The organism is Klebsiella sp. CN_Kp097 (genome assembly GCF_040064495.1).
GTDB lineage: Bacteria > Pseudomonadota > Gammaproteobacteria > Enterobacterales > Enterobacteriaceae > Klebsiella > Klebsiella aerogenes.
On the sequence record NZ_JBEAIL010000033.1, the window covers coordinates 97,450 to 115,068 of the forward strand.

General features: G+C 59.3%; 16 protein-coding genes. 5 read left to right on the forward strand and 11 right to left on the reverse strand.

The genetic code is table 11. The features are described from left to right. Positions 1 to 129: 129 nt before the first annotated feature. Both ABLV07_RS24160 and ascF read right to left on the reverse strand, forming a co-directional pair. Positions 130 to 1,554, reverse strand: a complete 1,425-nt coding sequence (locus ABLV07_RS24160; protein ID WP_348853859.1) for a 6-phospho-beta-glucosidase — start codon at positions 1,552 to 1,554, stop codon at positions 130 to 132. A gap of 26 nt (positions 1,555 to 1,580) precedes the next feature. After that, positions 1,581 to 3,017: a PTS cellobiose/arbutin/salicin transporter subunit IIBC gene (ascF, locus tag ABLV07_RS24165; protein ID WP_326142047.1), complete on the reverse strand. Its 1,437-nt coding sequence runs from the start codon at positions 3,015 to 3,017 to the stop codon at positions 1,581 to 1,583. Positions 3,018 to 3,284: 267 nt separating this feature from the next. Here ascF and ABLV07_RS24170 point away from each other — a divergent pair, with 267 nt between their 5' ends. From ABLV07_RS24170 to ABLV07_RS24185, 4 genes are all read left to right on the forward strand, one after another. After that, positions 3,285 to 4,298 carry a LacI family DNA-binding transcriptional regulator gene (locus ABLV07_RS24170; RefSeq protein ID WP_015703256.1) on the forward strand — a complete coding sequence of 338 codons (1,014 nt, stop codon included), beginning with the start codon at positions 3,285 to 3,287 and terminating at the stop codon, positions 4,296 to 4,298. Positions 4,299 to 4,432: 134 nt separating this feature from the next. Further along, positions 4,433 to 4,960 carry an electron transport protein HydN gene (hydN, locus tag ABLV07_RS24175; RefSeq protein ID WP_015370036.1) on the forward strand — a complete coding sequence of 176 codons (528 nt, stop codon included), beginning with the start codon at positions 4,433 to 4,435 and terminating at the stop codon, positions 4,958 to 4,960. 8 nt (positions 4,961 to 4,968) lie between these two features. Next, positions 4,969 to 7,197, forward strand: coding sequence for a carbamoyltransferase HypF (hypF, locus tag ABLV07_RS24180; RefSeq protein WP_348853861.1), 2,229 nt, complete (start codon positions 4,969 to 4,971; stop codon positions 7,195 to 7,197). Between the two features lies 1 nt (position 7,198). Further along, the gene (locus ABLV07_RS24185) at positions 7,199 to 8,212 is read left to right on the forward strand and encodes a HoxN/HupN/NixA family nickel/cobalt transporter (protein ID WP_046883390.1); all 1,014 of its coding nucleotides are present in this window, start codon (positions 7,199 to 7,201) and stop codon (positions 8,210 to 8,212) included. Positions 8,213 to 8,308: 96 nt separating this feature from the next. On the opposite strand, the gene norW is transcribed toward ABLV07_RS24185, so the two are convergent. Continuing rightward, positions 8,309 to 9,442 carry an NADH:flavorubredoxin reductase NorW gene (gene norW, locus ABLV07_RS24190; RefSeq protein ID WP_032712394.1) on the reverse strand — a complete coding sequence of 378 codons (1,134 nt, stop codon included), beginning with the start codon at positions 9,440 to 9,442 and terminating at the stop codon, positions 8,309 to 8,311. Next, positions 9,439 to 10,887, reverse strand: coding sequence for an anaerobic nitric oxide reductase flavorubredoxin (gene norV / locus ABLV07_RS24195; RefSeq protein ID WP_045361350.1), 1,449 nt, complete (start codon positions 10,885 to 10,887; stop codon positions 9,439 to 9,441). The genes norW and norV overlap by 4 nt, the downstream gene beginning before the upstream one ends. 187 nt (positions 10,888 to 11,074) lie before the next feature. On the opposite strand from norV, the gene norR reads away from it, so the two are divergent. Further along, a complete protein-coding gene (gene norR / locus ABLV07_RS24200; protein WP_032708959.1) occupies positions 11,075 to 12,625 on the forward strand; it encodes a nitric oxide reductase transcriptional regulator NorR in 1,551 nt (516 codons plus the stop codon). Here the strand turns inward: norR and gutQ are convergent. The 7 genes from gutQ to ABLV07_RS24235 form a co-directional block, all read right to left on the reverse strand. Beyond that, positions 12,588 to 13,553: an arabinose-5-phosphate isomerase GutQ gene (gene gutQ / locus ABLV07_RS24205; protein WP_020078109.1), complete on the reverse strand. Its 966-nt coding sequence runs from the start codon at positions 13,551 to 13,553 to the stop codon at positions 12,588 to 12,590. The genes norR and gutQ overlap by 38 nt on opposite strands. Next, positions 13,546 to 14,319 carry a DNA-binding transcriptional repressor gene (locus ABLV07_RS24210; RefSeq protein WP_015370044.1) on the reverse strand — a complete coding sequence of 258 codons (774 nt, stop codon included), beginning with the start codon at positions 14,317 to 14,319 and terminating at the stop codon, positions 13,546 to 13,548. Before ABLV07_RS24210 ends, gutQ begins: the two co-directional genes overlap by 8 nt. Before the next feature lie 67 nt (positions 14,320 to 14,386). Then, complete coding sequence (gutM, locus tag ABLV07_RS24215; RefSeq protein ID WP_157195205.1) at positions 14,387 to 14,746, reverse strand: transcriptional regulator GutM; 360 nt, start codon at positions 14,744 to 14,746, stop codon at positions 14,387 to 14,389. 124 nt (positions 14,747 to 14,870) lie between these two features. Next, positions 14,871 to 15,650: a sorbitol-6-phosphate dehydrogenase gene (gene srlD, locus ABLV07_RS24220; RefSeq protein ID WP_157195206.1), complete on the reverse strand. Its 780-nt coding sequence runs from the start codon at positions 15,648 to 15,650 to the stop codon at positions 14,871 to 14,873. Between the two features lie 12 nt (positions 15,651 to 15,662). Continuing rightward, the gene (gene srlB / locus ABLV07_RS24225; protein WP_108684097.1) at positions 15,663 to 16,025 is read right to left on the reverse strand and encodes a PTS glucitol/sorbitol transporter subunit IIA; all 363 of its coding nucleotides are present in this window, start codon (positions 16,023 to 16,025) and stop codon (positions 15,663 to 15,665) included. A 13-nt stretch (positions 16,026 to 16,038) separates the two neighbouring features. Beyond that, complete coding sequence (locus tag ABLV07_RS24230; protein ID WP_108684098.1) at positions 16,039 to 17,010, reverse strand: PTS glucitol/sorbitol transporter subunit IIB; 972 nt, start codon at positions 17,008 to 17,010, stop codon at positions 16,039 to 16,041. Next, positions 17,007 to 17,570 carry a PTS glucitol/sorbitol transporter subunit IIC gene (locus tag ABLV07_RS24235; protein WP_020078113.1) on the reverse strand — a complete coding sequence of 188 codons (564 nt, stop codon included), beginning with the start codon at positions 17,568 to 17,570 and terminating at the stop codon, positions 17,007 to 17,009. The genes ABLV07_RS24230 and ABLV07_RS24235 overlap by 4 nt, the downstream gene beginning before the upstream one ends. Between the last annotated feature and the right edge of the window lie 49 nt (positions 17,571 to 17,619).

The following is a 17,619-nucleotide window of genomic DNA, read 5'->3' on the forward strand; positions in this document are numbered from 1 at the left end:
CCGGGAACGTCTCAGCGATTTTGAGGCCACCAACACCGGCAGTTTCAGCCAGCGTGGTGAATAAAATAACGGCAGGCCGTACGGACCGTAGGCCGGGTAAGGGCGTAAGCCGCCACCCGGCAATACCGGCTATTCCAGATCCGCCCCGTTGCTGGCGATGACCTTCTTATACCACCAGAACGATTTCTTACGCTTGCGCGCAAGCGTGCCGTTACCGGCATCGTCGCGATCGACATACACGAAACCGTAGCGCTTGCTCATCTCGCCGGTGGAGGCGGAGACCAAATCGATACAGCCCCAGCTGGTATAGCCGATGACCGGAATGCCGTCATCGATGGCGTCGCGCATCGCCTTGATATGCTCGCGCAGATAGCTAATGCGGTAGTCGTCGTTGATTTCGCCGTTGGCGTCGATCTCATCGCGCGCGCCGAGCCCGTTTTCCACGAGGAATAGCGGTTTCTGATAGCGGTCATACATCATGTTTATGGTGATGCGCAGGCCGAGCGGATCGATGCCCCAGCCCCATTCGCTGGCCGCAATGTACGGATTCTTCAGCGACTTGACGATATTGGCGGCGTTGGTGTTGCTGGCGTTCATCTCCGCTGACGCGCAGCGCGAGGCGTAATAGCTAAAGGAGACAAAATCAACGGTGTTTTTGAGGATTTCGTCGTCGCCCGGCTGTTTGGCAATAGTGACGCCTTTCTCGCGGAATACCCGCGCGGCCCACACCGGATACGCGCCGCGTGCCTGCACATCGATAAAGAACAGGTTTTCACGATCTTTTTCCAGCGCCATCCAGACATCTTCCGGCTTACAGGAATAGGGGTAGAAATTACCGCCCGCCAGCATGCAGCCGACCTGGTTTTGCGGGTTAACCTGATGGGCAATTTTTGTCGCCAGCGCGCTGGCCACCAGCTCGTGATGCGCGGCCTGGTATTTCACCTGTTCCTGATTTTCTCCCTCCTCAAATACCAGACCGGCGCCGGAGTAGGGACTATGCAGCATAATGTTGATTTCATTGAAGGTGAGCCAGTATTTCACCAGTCCGTCAAACGCTTCAAAACAGGTGTGCGCATAGTGGCTGAAAAAATCGACCATCTTCCGGTTACGCCAGGAGCCATATTCCGTCACCAGATGCATCGGTACATCAAAGTGGCACAGGGTGACCAGCGGTTCGATCCCATACTTTCTGCACTCTTCAAACATCGCACGATAGAAGGCGATACCTTCCGGGTTTGGCTGTTGTTCATCGCCGCGCGGGAACAGTCGGCTCCAGGCGATAGAGGTGCGGAAGACGCTAAACCCCATCTCCGCCATCAGGGCGATATCCTCTTTATAGCGATGGTAAAAATCGATCGCCACGTGGCTTGGGTAGAATTCATCTTCGCGAAGCGTAAAGCGCTTCTCCTGTCCCAGCTTCACCGCCAGGCGATGGGCGCCGTGCGGAATAGTATCAACGGTCGTCAGCCCTTTGCCGCCCTCAAGATAAGCGCCTTCAGACTGGTTGGCGGCCAGAGCACCGCCCCATAAAAATCCGTGTGGAAAACTCGACATGCGTTACCTCGCGTTCAAAAAAGTGTTCAGGCGTGAGTGGCCGCGCCCTGGCGCTGTCTGGCGTCGGCGGCGGCATTTTCTACCGGGATATCTTCAAAACCGAGCAGCAGCGTCAGCACAAAGGAGAGCACCACCGACAGCGCCATCACGCCAAAGACCCAAACGATAGTCATCGGATTGGCCGGATCGAAGAACTGGACGCTGGTGAACAGCCCCGGTGCCGCCATCGAATGGCTGGCCAGCCCGGCGATTCCCGCCATCGCGCCGCAAATAAAGCCGCTGATTAAGCTGGCGACCAGCGGGCGTTTCAGACGTACCGCCACGCCGTACAGCGCCGGTTCGGAAATCCCGGCCAGAATCGCCGATGCCGCCGCCGCTAATGCGGTCTGGCGTAGCTCCGGGTTTTTGGTTTTCCACGCCACCGCCAGCGACGATCCGCCCAGCGACAGGTTGGCGCCGATTTCCGATGGCATCACCATCCCCTCTTTGCCGGTTTCGGCGATGGTTTGAATGATGGTTGGCGTAAAGACGCGGTGCATCCCGGTCATCACCAGCAGCGGCCAGAGTCCGCCCATGATCGCTACCGACAGCCAGCCGAGATAGCTATGGATCGTGTACACCAGCGCGGAGATCGCGCTGCCGATCCAGATACCGAGCGGGCCAATCAGCAGGATCGCCAGCGGCGCGGCAATCAGCACGATCAGCATCGGTTTAAGGAAGTTTTTCGTCACCGCCGGGGTGATGCGATCGACCCAGCGTTCGATATAAGAGAGACACCAGGTCATCACCAGCGCCGGGATCACCGTGTAGGTGTATTTCACCGCGGTAACCGGAATGAAGGCGAACTCAACGTGTTCTCCCTGCGCGGCTTTAGCCATTAATTCGATGAATCCCGGATGCACCAGCACCCCGGCGATAGCGATAGCCAGCGACATATTGGTTTTGAATTTAACCGCCGCGGAAGCGGCAACCATCAGCGGCAGGAAGAAGAACGCGCCGTCGCCGATAAGCGTCAGAATGGTCAGCGTCGGAGAGCCTTTTGGCAACGCGCCGCTCATCTCCAGGATCATCGCCAGCAGTTTGACCATCGATCCGCCGATAATCGCCGGGATCAGCGGCGACATGGTGCCGATCAGCGCATCAAGGATCCCGGCGCCGACGCGTTTTAAGGTCAGCGGCGGTTTCCCTTGCGGCTCCGCCGGGCGCAACTCGCCGGGCAGCAGATTCAGCACCTCGCGATACGCCTGCGAGACGGTATTGCCGATGATCACCTGACACTGGTTATCGCTACGCACGACGCCAAGTACCCCTTGCAGCGCTTTCAGCGCCGGGGCGTCCACGCGTTGGTTATCTTTCACCACGAAGCGCAGGCGGGTCATGCAGTGGGTCACGGCAACGACATTATCTGCGCCGCCGAGCGCCGTCAGGATCTGGTTCGCCAGGGCTGCATAATTTTTAGACATCGGATTTTATCCTGTTTTATCAATAGGGTACTGATTACACGCCAGCGCCTGACGGCGGCTATGCGCGGTATATGCATAGGAAACCGGTTCCACAAAATCATGATGAGTTTCATTGAGTCATACAAGAATTAAAAAAATCACTTTGCAAATTTGTGATTTTGATCGCTTTGTAGGCAGCGGCTGGAAAGCATCCCGGTGATGTCGGCTGCTGAAAAACAGCGAGACGTGCAGTACACTGCAGGCAACTTAAGTTACAGGAAGAACCCCATGGCAACGATGCTGGAGGTTGCGAAGCGCGCGGGAGTATCAAAGGCGACCGTGTCGCGGGTGCTGTCGGGCAACGGCTATGTCAGCCAGGAAACCAAAGACCGGGTGTTTCAGGCAATTGCCGAAAGCGGTTATCGGCCGAATCTGCTGGCGCGTAATCTGGCGACCAAAAAAAGCCAGACTATCGGACTGGTGGTAACCAACACCCTTTATCACGGCGTTTATTTCAGCGAGCTGCTGTTTCACGTGGCGAGGCTGACGGAAGATCAGGGGCGGCAGTTGATCCTGGCCGACGGCAAACACAGCGCGCAAGAGGAGCGCGAGGCGATTCAGTATCTGCTCGATATGCGCTGTGATGCGATCATCATCTATCCGCGCTTTCTTAGCGTCGATGAGATGGATGAGATAATCGACAATCATGAGCAGCCGATCGTGGTGCTGAACCGTCGCCTGCGCCGCCACGCCAGCCACTGCGTATGGTCCGATCACAAAGCCTCGGCGCGGATGGCGGTTGAAAAGTTAATTACCAGCGGTCATCGCGACATTGCGTTTATCACCGGTTCGCTGGATTCGCCTACCGGGGTTGAGCGTCTCTCTGGTTATAAAGACGCGCTGGCAGGACTGGGGCTTCCCGTGCGGCAAGAACTGATCGTTGAAGGGCGCTGGACGCCACAAACCGGAGCTGCCGCTGTCGAAGCGCTCTGCCAACGCGGCGTCAGTTTCAGCGCGCTGGTCGCCAGTAATGACGACATGGCGATCGGCGCGATTAAGCAACTGCACCAGCAGGGGATCGCGGTGCCGCAGCAGGTATCGGTGATCGGTTTCGATGACATCGCGCTGGCGCCGTATGTGATCCCTTCGCTCTCCAGCGTTAAAATTCCGGTCACCGAAATGATGAAAGAGAGCATCAACAGGCTGATCTTTATGCTCGACGGCGGCGAATTTAAATATCAGCAAACTTTCCCCGGCGAGCTGATTGAACGCGAGTCGTTGGCGCGCGGCCCGCATGCCTGATGTCGTCATCTGTCATCGTCAGTTGTGACGATGACAGCGGAGTTTAATTTAATTCTCTTATATTTCAATAAAATAAAAGTTGGAACGTATTATGCATAATCCGGCGCGTTAACTTCTTTCCGCTGGAGAAATGGATGAACCGTTTCATTATCGCCGATGCGAGCAAATGCATCGGCTGCCGCACCTGTGAAGTGGCCTGCGTGGTCTCTCATCAGGAAAATCAGGATTGCGCCGCGCTGACACCGCAGTCGTTCTTGCCGCGTATTCACGTGATCAAAGGCGTCAATGTGTCGACGGCGACGGCCTGTCGTCAATGTGAAGACGCGCCATGCGCCAACGTCTGCCCGAACGGCGCCATCAGCCGTGATAAAGGTTTTGTCCACGTGATGCAGGAGCGCTGCATCGGCTGTAAAACCTGCGTCGTGGCCTGCCCGTATGGGGCGATGGAAGTGGTGGTGCGCCCGGTCGTTCGCCACAGCGGCGCCGGGTTGAACGTCATGGCGGAAAAAGCCGAAGCCAACAAGTGCGACCTGTGCCACCAGCGCGATAGCGGTCCGGCCTGCATTGAAGCCTGCCCGACCCACGCGCTGGTTTGCGTCGACCGCAACAAGCTTGAGCAGATGAACCTCGAAAAACGTCGCCGTACGGCGCTGGCCTGGTAATACGCCGCATGAACGGGGTGCAAATCCGCATTCGCGGCAAAGTGCAGGGGGTGGGTTTCCGCCCCTTCGTCTGGCAACTGGCGCGGCAAATGGCGCGCGGCGGCGATGTCTGTAACGACGGCGACGGCGTGCTGGTCAGGCTGATCGGCGACGATGGTGGCTTTTCTGCCGCGTTGGCTCGTCACTGCCCGCCGCTGGCGCGTATTGACAGCACCGACTGCACCCCGTTTCACTGGCCCAGGCTTCCTCAGGATTTCACCATTCGCCACAGCGGCGGCGGCAGTATGCGCACGCAGATTGTTCCCGATGCCGCAACCTGCCCGGCGTGCCTGGCGGAGATGAACGATCCGCAAGAACGCCGCTACCGCTACCCCTTTATCAACTGTACCCACTGCGGGCCGCGTTTCACCATCATTCGCGCCATGCCATACGATCGTCCCTTTACCGCGATGGCGCCGTTCCCGCTGTGTCCGCGTTGCGCTGCCGAGTATCGGCAGCCTGCCGATCGCCGTTTTCACGCCCAGCCGGTGGCTTGTGCCGATTGCGGCCCACAGCTGGAGTGGCGGGCGGGAACGCTAACGCTATTCGCTGAAGCGGCGCTGCAGGCGGCCATCGCGCGGCTGGCGGCAGGCGATATTGTGGCGATAAAAGGGATTGGCGGTTTTCATCTGACCTGCGATGCCGGCAATAGCGTGGCGGTGGCAGCGCTGCGCGCGCGTAAACGGCGCCCGGCAAAACCGCTGGCGGTAATGCTGCCGACGGCAACGGGGTTACCCGCCGCGGCGGCAACGCTGCTGCGCTCGCCCGCCGCGCCGATTGTATTGCTGGCTAAAGCGCAGGTTCCCGGCCTGTGTGACGAGATTGCGCCAGGGCTTGCGGAAGTCGGGGTGATGCTGCCGTCTAATCCGCTGCAGCATTTACTTCTGCAGGCGCTGGCGCGCCCGATAGTGATGACCTCCGGCAACCTCAGCGGCCGCCCTCCGGCTTTGAGTAATCACGAAGCGCTCACCGACTTAGCCGATATCGCCGACGGTTTTTTGCTACATAATCGCGATATCGTGCAGCGTATGGACGATTCGCTGGTGCGCTCAAGCGGTGAGATGCTGCGCCGCGCCCGTGGCTACGTGCCGGATGCGCTGCCGCTGCCGCCGGGCCTGGATAATATTCCGCCGCTGCTGGCGCTGGGGGCGGATATGAAAAATACCTTCTGTCTGGCGCGCGGCGACGAGGCGGTGCTGAGCCAGCATTTTGGCGATCTCGGCGAGGAGGGCGTCGAGCAACAGTGGCGCAGTGCGCTGCGGTTAATGCAGAGCATTTATGCGTTTGCGCCGCAGCGGGTGGCGGTTGACGCCCATCCCGGCTATCGCTCAACGCGGTGGGCGGCGTCAATGTCGTTACCGGTCGAGCCGGTACTGCATCACCATGCCCACGCGGCGGCTTGCCTGGCGGAACACCGCTGGCCGCTCGACGGCGGCGATGTGATTGCCCTGACCCTTGATGGCATCGGGATGGGGGAAAACGGCGCGCTGTGGGGCGGCGAATGCCTGCGGGTGAACTACCGCGAATGCGAACATCTTGGCGGCCTCCCGGCCGTCGCGCTGCCGGGCGGCGATCTGGCGGCGCGCCAGCCGTGGCGAAATTTGTTGGCCCAGTGCCTGGCATTTATTCCCGACTGGCAGTCATACCCGCAAACCGCCGCGCTGGGGCAGCGAAACTGGCCGCTGTTGGCGCAGGCCATCGAACGCGGCATTAATTCGCCGCGCGCCTCTTCCTGCGGACGGCTGTTTGATGCCGTCGCCTGCGCGCTGGATTGCGCGCCGGAAACCCTGAGCTACGAAGGCGAGGCTGCCTGTCGGCTGGAGGCGCTGGCAGCCAGCTGTCCGGGCGTCAGCCATCCGGTCACGCTGCCCTGTCGTGGCGGCGAACTGGATTTAGCCACCTTCTGGCAACAGTGGTTGCGCTGGCAGGCGACGCCCGCGCAGAAAGCCTGGGCCTTTCATGATGCGCTGGCCTGCGGGCTGGCAGCGCTGGCGCGCGACCGCGCCGCTTCCCGCGGGATCGCGACGATCGTTTGTAGCGGCGGCGTGTTGCATAATCAGCTGCTCGCCGCCCGCCTCAGCGATTACCTCTCTGACTTTACTTTGCTTTTGCCGCAGCAGCTTCCTGCTGGCGATGGCGCGATCGCCTACGGTCAGGCGGTGGTGGCCGCTGCCCGCTGGCAGTCTCAAAGGATTTAAGATGATAACGATGATTTTACGCCAACAGCCGCGTGCGGCGGCGCTGGTACTGGGACTTATCGCCGCGAACGCCCTGGCCTGGCTATGGGCGTTTCAGGCGTTTGGCGACAGCGGGGCATTGATGGCCGCCAGTCTGCTGGCCTGGGGTTACGGCCTGCGCCATGCGGTCGACGCCGACCATATTGCGGCGATTGATAACGTCACCCGCAAAATGATGCAGCAGGGGCGGCGGCCGTTTGGCGTCGGGGCGTGGTTCTCGCTCGGGCATTCGTCGATCGTGGTGCTGGCGTCGGCGGCGATCGCCGCGACGGCCACCGCCTTCAGCCAGCAGATGAGCTGGCTACACGAAACCGGCAGCGTGATTGGCACTGCGGTATCGGCGCTGTTTCTGCTGGCAATGGCGCTGGTCAATCTGGTGATTTTGCGCAGCGTATGGCGCAGCTTCCAGGCATGGAAGCGCGGTGAAAAGGTCAGCGACGAAATCGTCAGCGGCGGCGGCATGATGAGCTGGCTGTTTGGCAAGACCTTCCGGCTGATAAGCCGCAGCTGGCAGATGTATCTGGTGGGCTTTTTGTTCGGTCTCGGTTTTGATACCGCCACCGAAATCGGCGTGCTGGGTATTTCCGCCGCCGGCGCGTCGAGCGGCATTTCGATTTGGTCGATAATGGTCTTCCCGGCGCTGTTCGCCAGCGGCATGGCGCTGGTGGATACGCTTGATAATGTGTTGATGGTCGGCGCCTACGGCTGGGCGTTCAGCAAGCCGCAGCGCAAGCTCTATTACAATATGACCATCACCGGCACCTCGGTGGTGGTGGCGCTGTTTATCGGCGGCCTGGAAGCGCTGGGGCTGTTAATGGATAAGTTCGCCCTAAGCGGCGGGGTGTGGCGCTGGGTAGGGGCGTTAAACGATAACCTCGGCGATGCCGGGTTTGTGGTGGTGGGGCTGTTCGTCGGTTGTTGGGCGCTGTCGGTGCTTAATTATCGCTGGCGCGGCTACGATAATCTGGCGCGCTAGCCGGGATATTTTCCCGGCTTGCGCTGCGCTTAGCCGGGCTACCAGGACAATACCGTAGCCCGGCTAAGGCGTTTACGCCGCAAGCCGGGAAAACCATCACCTCACCAGTTGCTTGAGCAGCGCAAAGGCTTCCTTCATTTTGTCTTCACTCACCACAAAGGCCCGCAGCTGGTTTTCGGCATCCACGCCTTTCGCCACCAGCCCCTCTTTGGCGGCCACGATATTCCACGTCAGATCGTCGCGGCGGGTGTCGCCGGCCAGATGCAGCGGCAGATCCGGCGTTTTCACTTTCACCAGCATTGGCGGCAAGGTGAGCTCGCCCGTTTGCGCCAGCAGGTTTTTACTCAGGCACATGGCGCTGAGTAAAATCGGCTGCAGGAACGGCAGTACCGTACCGTTGATTTCCGCACAGTCGCCGAGCGCATAAATCGCCGGGTCGCTGGTTTGCAGTTGATTATTGACCACCACGCCGCGGTTAATCTGCAATCCGGCATGGCGCGCCAGCGACGTTTCCGGGCGCAGGCCGGCGGCGGCCACCACCGCATCGACGGTTATCGCGCGCTGGCGATCGAGACTGACGCGAATGCCGTCGGCGGTTTGCTCTAACCCCTCAAGCTGCGCCTTGAGCATCAGATGTACGCCCATCTCGGTAAGCCGATGCTGCAGGCGGCTGCTGGCCTCCGGCGGCATCAGCGCCGCCAGCACGCTGGCTGAATTGTCGACTACCGTTACCGCTTTACCGGCACGGCAGAAATCCATCGCCAGTTCACAGCCAATCAGGCCGCCGCCGACGATCAGCACGCGCTTCGCGTCGTGCAGCTGGCTCTGCGCCGCGCCATATTCGCGCTGGCTGTTCAGCGTCAGCATCAGCTCGCGTCCCGGCACCGGCGGGATAAACGGCGTCGCGCCGGTGGCCAGCACCAGTTTGTCGTAGCGCCACTGGTTATCCTGGCTCTTCACTAACCGGTTTTCGGCGTCGATATCGCTTACCCAGGTATGGGGAAACAGACGCAGATTGTACTGCTCGGCGAACTCGCCGGCGCTTTGCAGGGTCAGATCGTCGGCCTTCTGCCCGCGGCTGATGACATGGCTGAGGTCCGGTTTGTTGTACTCATCCATGCTATCGGCGGCGATTAACGTCAGCGGGATTTGCGTATCTTGCTTACGGATATTTTTCACCAGCTGGCGGGCCGCGAAGCCCGAGCCGATGATGACAATGCCATCACTCATTTTGCCTCCGTCGCCAGTACGTCAAAGACATCTTTGCCAAGAGAACACTCAGGGCAGAGGAAATTGTCCGGCACTTCACTCCACGGCGTACCCGGCTGTACATCCTGGTTAGGTTCGCCTTTCGCCGGGTCATAGACCCACTGGCACACGCTGCACTGCATCATGGGACCGAGATCGGCGGCCGCGGCGGCGGCGCAGACGCAATCCTGTGGTTCCGGCGTTGTCGCGGCTTCAGCAACCGGCAGCGGAGAGAGGGCCCACTGGCGGGCGATGTCACGACCGTGTTGGCGGCACAATTCCAGCGCGTCGATATCCGGGCGCCATTTAGCTTTCAGGCTCAGCGACATCTCAAAGCCGGCATCCTGCAGGCGGGTGGACAGGCGGTCTACCGCGCCGCCGCTCCAGCCGTGTGAGCCAAAGGCGCTGGCGCGTTTATTGCGAAAACGCAGCCCGGTCATCTCTTCCACCAGCCCGGCGATTTTCGGCATCATCACGTTGTTCATGGTGGAGGTGCCCACCAGCACGCCTTTCGAGCGGAAAACATTGGTGAGAATGTCGTTTTTGTCGCTGCGGGCGACGTTGAAGATTTTTACCGCTACCCGTGGGTCGACTTCAGTGATCCCCTGAGCGATGGCGTCCGCCATCATGCGGGTGTTATTGGACATGGTGTCGTAGAAGAGGGTGATGCGATCTTCCTGGTAATCCGCCGCCCACTCGAGATATTTCTCGACGATTTGCGTCGGGTTATCGCGCCAGACCACGCCGTGGGAGGTGGCAATCATATCCACCGGCAGGTTGAAGCCGAGGATTTCGGTAATTTTCGGCGTCACCAGGCGGCTGAAGGGCGTCAGGATGTTGGCGTAGTAGCGCTGGCACTGTTCGTACAGTTCAATCTGGTCCACTTCATCGTTGAACAGGTGTTCGTCGCAGTAGTGCTGGCCGAAGGCGTCGTTGCTGAACAGCACCGCGTCGCCGGTCAGGTAGGTCATCATGCTGTCAGGCCAGTGCAGCATCGGCGTTTCCACGAAGATCAGCTGTTTACCATTACCGATATCGAGAGTATCGCCGGTTTTCACCACGTGGAAGTTCCACTCAGGATGATGATGGTGGCCGTTGATCGAGTCGATGGCGTTGGCGGTGCAGTAAATCGGCGTATCCGGGATCTGCATCATCAGTTCGGTCAGCGCACCGGCATGGTCCTCTTCGGCGTGGTTAATGACGATATAGTCGAGGTCAGCCAGATCGATTTCGCTGCGCAGGTTTTGCACGAACTCGCGGCTGAATTTATGATCGACGGTATCGATCAGCACGTTTTTCTCCTCGCGAATGAGATAGCTGTTGTAGCTGCTGCCGCGCAGCGTTTTATATTCGGTGCCGTGGAAATCACGCACTTCCCAATCGCGTTGGCCAACCCAAAGAATGTTATTTTTAACCGCAATAGACATAGCAACCTCAATCAATACAGTGTGTTTAAACTCAGTTGATTGGCTTATATCAAGTTGCGTGCCAACTTTTTAATTCATTGATAATTAGCTATTTTTAATTTTTTCTGATTTTAGTTGCTGTCAAAATGACAATGATTAAAATAGTCGTTATGACAATGTGTATTGTCAAAATGACAATGGAGCGGCAATGAGTTTTTCCGTCGACGAGTTGGCGAGAATCGCCATTGATTTACAAAGCGATATCGGTCATGCCGACCGTTTTTCGCGCCTGATTACTACCCTGCGGCAGATCCTCGGCTGTGATGCCTCGGCGCTGCTGCGCTATGAGGCGCATCAGTTTGTGCCGCTGGCGATCGATGGCCTGGCGCAGGATGTGCTTGGTCGGCGCTTTGCCCTGGAAGGACACCCGCGGCTTGAGGCGATTGCGCGTGCCGGGGATGTGGTGCGCTTCCCGGCGGATAGCGATTTACCCGACCCCTATGACGGGCTGATCCCCGGTCATGAGAGCCTGAAGGTTCACGCCTGCGTTGGCCTGCCGCTGTTCGCCGGGCAGACGCTGATTGGCGCGCTGACCCTTGATGGTATGGATGCCGATCGTTTCGATAGTTTCAGCGATGAAGAGCTGCGGCTGATTGCCGCGCTGGTGGCTGGCGCCTTGAATAACGCGCTGCTCATCGCCCGCCTTGAGGCGCAAAATGTGTTGCCGGTGCAACCGGTGAATGACGCGCAGCCTGAGCGTCAGGAGATTATCGGCCTGTCGGCGCCCATGCTGCAGCTGAAAAAAGAGATCGATATCGTCGCCGCCTCGGATTTAAACGTGCTGATAAGCGGCGAAACCGGCACCGGTAAAGAGCTGGTGGCGAAGGCGGTGCACCAGGGATCGCCGCGAGCCGCCAATCCGCTGGTCTATCTCAACTGCGCGGCGCTGCCGGAAAGCGTGGCGGAGAGCGAGCTGTTCGGCCATGTGAAAGGGGCATTTACCGGGGCTATCAGCAACCGCAGCGGTAAATTTGAGATGGCTGATAACGGCACCCTGTTCCTTGATGAAATCGGCGAACTGTCGCTGGCGTTGCAGGCGAAGCTGCTGCGCGTGTTGCAGTATGGCGATATTCAGCGCGTCGGCGATGACCGCAGCCTGCGGGTCGATGTGCGGGTGCTGGCGGCGACGAACCGCGATCTGCGCCAGGAGGTGGTGGAAGGGCGCTTTCGCGCCGATCTGTACCATCGGCTGAGCGTCTTCCCGCTGTCGGTTCCGGCGCTACGCGAACGGGAAAACGATGTGGTGCTGCTGGCGGGCTATTTCTGTGAGCAGTGCCGCCTGCGGATGGGGCTGGCGCGGGTCATTTTGGCTGAGGCGGCGCGAAACAGGCTGCAGCAGTGGTCCTGGCCGGGCAACGTGCGCGAACTGGAGCATGCTATTCACCGGGCGGTGGTGCTGGCGCGGGCCACCCAGGCCGGTGATGAAGTGGTACTGGAGCCGCAGCATTTCCAGTTTGCTGTGACGGCGCCGATGTTGCCGAATGAGACGGCGGCAGCGGCGCCGGCGACGGAAAACGTCAATTTGCGCGAGGCGACTGACTCTTTTCAGCGAGAAGCGATTAGCCGCGCGCTGGAGGCGAACCAGCGCAACTGGGCGGCGACCGCCCGTGCGCTGGAACTGGACGTCGCCAACCTGCATCGGCTGGCGAAACGTCTGGGGCTTAAAGGATCCCTGCCTGGTAAAAGTTCTGCAGGTTGATGGCGCCGACCAGTTGGCCGTTTTCATCCACGACCGGCGCGGCGCTGATTTTGTGTTTCATCAGCCGCTCTTTGGCTTCCACCGCGCGGCTTTCCGCCTGCAGCGTTACGCCGTTGCGGGTCATCGCCCGAGTGACGCTATCGTTGAGCGTACCGCCAGCAACCAGCCAGCGGCGCAGGTCGCCGTCGGTGAAAACGCCCTGCACGCGGTTGGTTTCATCACATACCGCCACCAGGCCGAGCCCGGTTCGGCTTAGTTCAAGCATGGCGTCCATGACGTTGGCCTCGGCATTGACCCGCGGCACTTCTTCGTCGCGGCGCATCAGGTGATGCACTTTGTTCAGCAGACGCGCGCCGAGGGCGCCCGCCGGGTGGGAACGGGCGAAATCTTCTTCATTGAAACCGCGCGCCTGCATCACCGCCATCGCCAGCGCGTCGCCCAGCATCAGCGTGTTGACGGTGCTGGAGGTCGGCGCCAGATGCATCGGGCAGGCTTCGCGCTCCACGGCGATATCCAGCACCGCTTTCGCCGCCAGCGCCAGCGGCGAGGTGGATTTGCCGGTCATCGCCAGCAGCGGAATGGATTTCTCTTCCAGCCGCGGCACGATGAGATCCAGCTCTTTCGCGCTACCGGAGTAGGAGATAAACAGCATCACGTCGCGGCTATCGAGCATGCCGAGATCGCCATGCAGAGCTTCCGCCGGATGGACGAAAAAGGCCGGGGTGCCGGTGCTGGCGAAGGTTGCCGCCAGCTTTTTACCGATGTGGCCGGATTTACCGATACCGGAGACAATCAGTTTGCCCTCGCAGTGGATGATGGTTTCCGCCGCGCGGATGAAGTCGTCGCCCAGGCGTTCCGGCAGGCGGCTCGCCTCCTGCAGCTCAAGCATCAGGGTCTGGCGTCCGGCCTCTAACAAAAAGTTACTCATGATGTTCTCCAGTAATAATGACTTCAATACCTTTGGCTTCCAGCGCCCGCTGGAATTCAGGGTCAATATCGGCATCGGTAATCAATTTATCCACGCGTTCAAGACCGCAGACAATGTTGGGACTTTTACGGCCAAACTTGGATGAGTCGGCCATCAGGATCACTTCGCGGGCGGCGTTGCACATCGCCTTACTTACGGTATAGACCTCGTTAAAGGTGGTGACGCCCGCGACCAGATCAATGCCGTCGGTGCCCATAAACAGCTTGTCGAAGCTGAATTGTTCGAAGGCGTTTTCCGCCAGTTGGCCGTGAAAAGAGGCCGATTTTTTACGGAAGGTGCCGCCCGGCATCAGGATGGTCTGCTCGTTATCGAGCTCGGAAAGCGCGTTGACGATATGCAGGCTGTTGGTCATCACCGTGATGTTATTGAAGCGGCTCAGCAACGGCACCATCTGCAGCACGGTGCTGCCGGCGTCGAGGATAAGTGAATCGCCATCGTGGATGTATCGCACGGCGGCCTCGGCAATCTGCGCTTTCTTGTGGGTGTTGATCAGCGTCTTGTGGTCGATAGGCGGGTCGGCCTCGTCTTTATTTAACACTACGCCGCCGTAGGTGCGGATGACGGTCCCGGCATTCTCCAGAATCACCAGATCCTTGCGGATTGTGGTGCCGGTGGTGTCGAAGTGTTGCGCCAGCTCTTCGACCGAGCATTTGCCCTGCGATTGCAGGTACTCGAGAATGGCTGCCTGGCGCTGACGTGGTTTCATAGGCGTTGTATCCTGCGTTTAAGTTTCGAAGTGATAATTTCGCAAGATATTAACTTTCACAACGAAATTATGCATGTTTCGGATTAAGCGCTAATGATAGTGCATTCTGACAGAGCGGATCATTGGGAAAGATCACATCAGGCTGCAATTCCTCGAGATGTTTACCGCTAAGCGTGGGGATTTTTTGCGGACTGGCGAAGACGGTGAGTCCCTTCATCAACAGCGTATCGCAAATACGATCGTTTTCATCGACGGCGATAGCGACAATCGCGCGCGGTTTAAAGCGCCCGGAGGAGCGGCCGACGCCGACGCGGCCCTGCTGGCAAAGGCTATCAAAGGCGTGATTGAAGCGGCGGATCTGCCAGCCGCCGAACGCCAGTTGGCAAAGCCAGGCAATAGCGGCGACGGTAATGAGTGCGGTAACCATAATGTCTCCTGAAGGTGTGATGCCGGGTACAACCCGGGTACCGTTTTTTGTCGGGTGGCGGCTAACGCCTTACCCGACCTACAGTTTTGTTGCCCGGATAAGCGCAGCGCCATCCGGGAACCTTTTAAAACATCACCTGGCCGCCGGTGACGTTAATCGACTGCCCGGTGCAGTACGATGCCTGCGGGCTGGCGTAGAACATCAACACGTTCAGCACATCCTGGTAATCGCAGCCGCGTTTCAACGGCACCTTATCGATGTAGTACTGCTCGACTTCGCTCTCATCAATGCCGAGCTTGGTGGCGTACTGCGGCAGCAGCGACTGGAACATCGGTGATTTCAACAGATTGCCGAGCATCAGCGAATGCACGGTAATGCCGTATTCCGCCAGATCCAGCGCCAGCGACTGGGTCAGCCCGACGCCGCCGAACTTCGCCGCGCTATAGCCTGAGTTATGCTTACTGCCGACTTTGCCGGATTTCGAGTTGATCTGAATGATGCGACCTTTAATGCCATCGCGGATCATCAGCCGTGAGAACTCGCGGGCGCAGAGGAAATAGCCCACCAGGTTGACCTGCAGCGAGCGGTCAAAATCGCCCAGCGCGAAGTCGCTAATAAAGGCGGCCTTAGCGATACCGGCGCTGTAGACCAGGAGATCGACGCGCGTGAAAATCACATCCACGCCGTGAGCCAGCGCCGTGACGCTGGCTTCGCTGGTGGCGTCGGCGCCGAAGCCGTATGCCGTACCTTCGCCATATTCAGCGTTGATCTCCTGGGCGACGCGGCTGGCTTTTTCACTTTGGATATCGACCACCGCCACGCGGTAGCCCTCGGCGGCCAGACCGCGGCACAGAAACTCTCCTAAGGTTTGTCCGCCACCAATGACAACAGCAACCTGATTCATCTTTCTCTCCTTCTAAGCAACAAATTTCAGTACACAGCCGGTCGCGATGGCGTCCGGTACCGGGCCCGCGACGTGAACGGTTCCGGGAAACTCCGCCTGACGATGGCCGTCAAAGCGCAGGGTGATGTGGCCCAGCTCGCGCAGGTTTTGCTCGGCGACCTCGCCGACGGCGGTCACCGGATAACGCCTGTCGCCGAGCTGTAGCTCTGCGCCCGGGCGCAGCTCGCCGCACAGCTCGCCGTGGCTGTGAATAAAGCAATACTCTTCGATATCCGCCGGGGCGCCCTCGCGGAAGGTAATGAGCATCTGTTCTTCCAGCGCTGTCGCCGCGCTGGCGCCGATACGGGTAATAGTGGTGTGGTAAATGACGGTCATCTTCAGGAACCTCTTATTGGTAAATAAATCCGGAAACGAACCACGCGATCAGCACGGTTGGCGCGCCGGTGAGGAAGCGGCTGACCAGCACCGACGGCACGCCGACGCGTACGGTATCCTGACGGGCTTCGGCCAGCGACAGGCCTACCGGGATAAAATCGCAGGCGGCCTGGGCATTAATGGCAAACAGCGCGGGCAGGGCGAGATGCGGTGGAATGTTGCCAAGGCCGATCTGGACGCCAATCAGCACGCCGATCACCTGGGCTATCACCGCGCCGGGGCCGAGAAACGGCGATAACAACGGAAAGGAGCAGATCAGCGCCAGCGTCACCAGCCCCAGCGGATGGCTGGCGAGCGGCGCCAGGCCGTGGGCAATCCAGTCGCCGATGCCGGAGGCCATGATGATGCCGATCAGCGCCGAGACGAAGGCCATAAACGGCAGAATGGTTTTCAGCACCGTATCAATGGTGTCGCGCCCGGCCTGGAACAGCACCGCGACCACCGAACCCATCCCCATCCCGACCTTAGCCAGCAGGCCGTCGCTCTGTTCGGTAATCTTCTTGCTAGCATCGTAATCGCGGCCCGCGGCGGGGAGTGGTTGCACTGCCGTCTCGCCGCTATCTTCCAGCAGTTTGATGTTCTCTTCTTTTACTCCGGAGACGTAAATATCTTCGACGATATACTGCGCCAGCGGCCCGGATTTACCGGTGGCGTGGATGTTGATGGTCGGAATACGGCGCTTCGGGTAGAGGCCGCAGCGCAGGGTGCCGCCGCAGTCAATAATAGCGATGCCAATTTCGCTTTCCGCCGGTTCACCTTCTTTAAATCCATCAACCGCCTGCCAGCCGGTCAGGCTGGCGAGCGTATCGACGATCGCCGGGCGGGTGCCTGCGGTGATATAGACAATCTTTTTGCCCTCAACAACGTCGAGTTCAAGCGGGCCGCCCCAACCGCCGGTTCCTTTTTCAATATGAATACGGGTCATGATGTCGCTCCTGACAGATGCACTTTCTGGTCAAGTTGAATCGCCATTTTTCTTTCGAAAATAGAGGTGGTCAGGTCGGTGACCCAGCCGCGGAAGAAGTTGGTTACCAGGCCAACCAGCAGGTAGCTCACCGCCAGCGGGCCAAGCGGCAGGCCCAGCGTGGTGAGGCCGTTGGCGATACCGAGATAGACAAACAGCTCGCCGGGGTTGATGTGCGGAAACAGCCCGTTCATCGAATGACAGCTATAGGAGGCCGCCGCGTAGTAGCTCGGTTTGTATTTCTCCGGCATAAAGCGGCCAAGGCTTAAGGTCATGGGGTTGCAGAAGACAAAGGTACCGATGCAGGGCAACAGCAGGTAACGGGTAAGCGGGTTGCCGGCGCAGCGCTGCGCCAGCTTTTCGATCCGCTGTTGGCCGATAAAGTTGATCAGCGCGTTCATGATCACCAGCAGGCTTATCAGCAGCGGCAGGATCCCGGTCACCATACCGGTAAACACCTCGCCGCCTTTCTGAAACAGGCCGATGAACCACTCAGCGCCGTGGGTAACGATTTCAATCATTGTTCTCTCCTTCAGCGTGTTATTTTTCTTGCTAACTGGAGGCTGATTT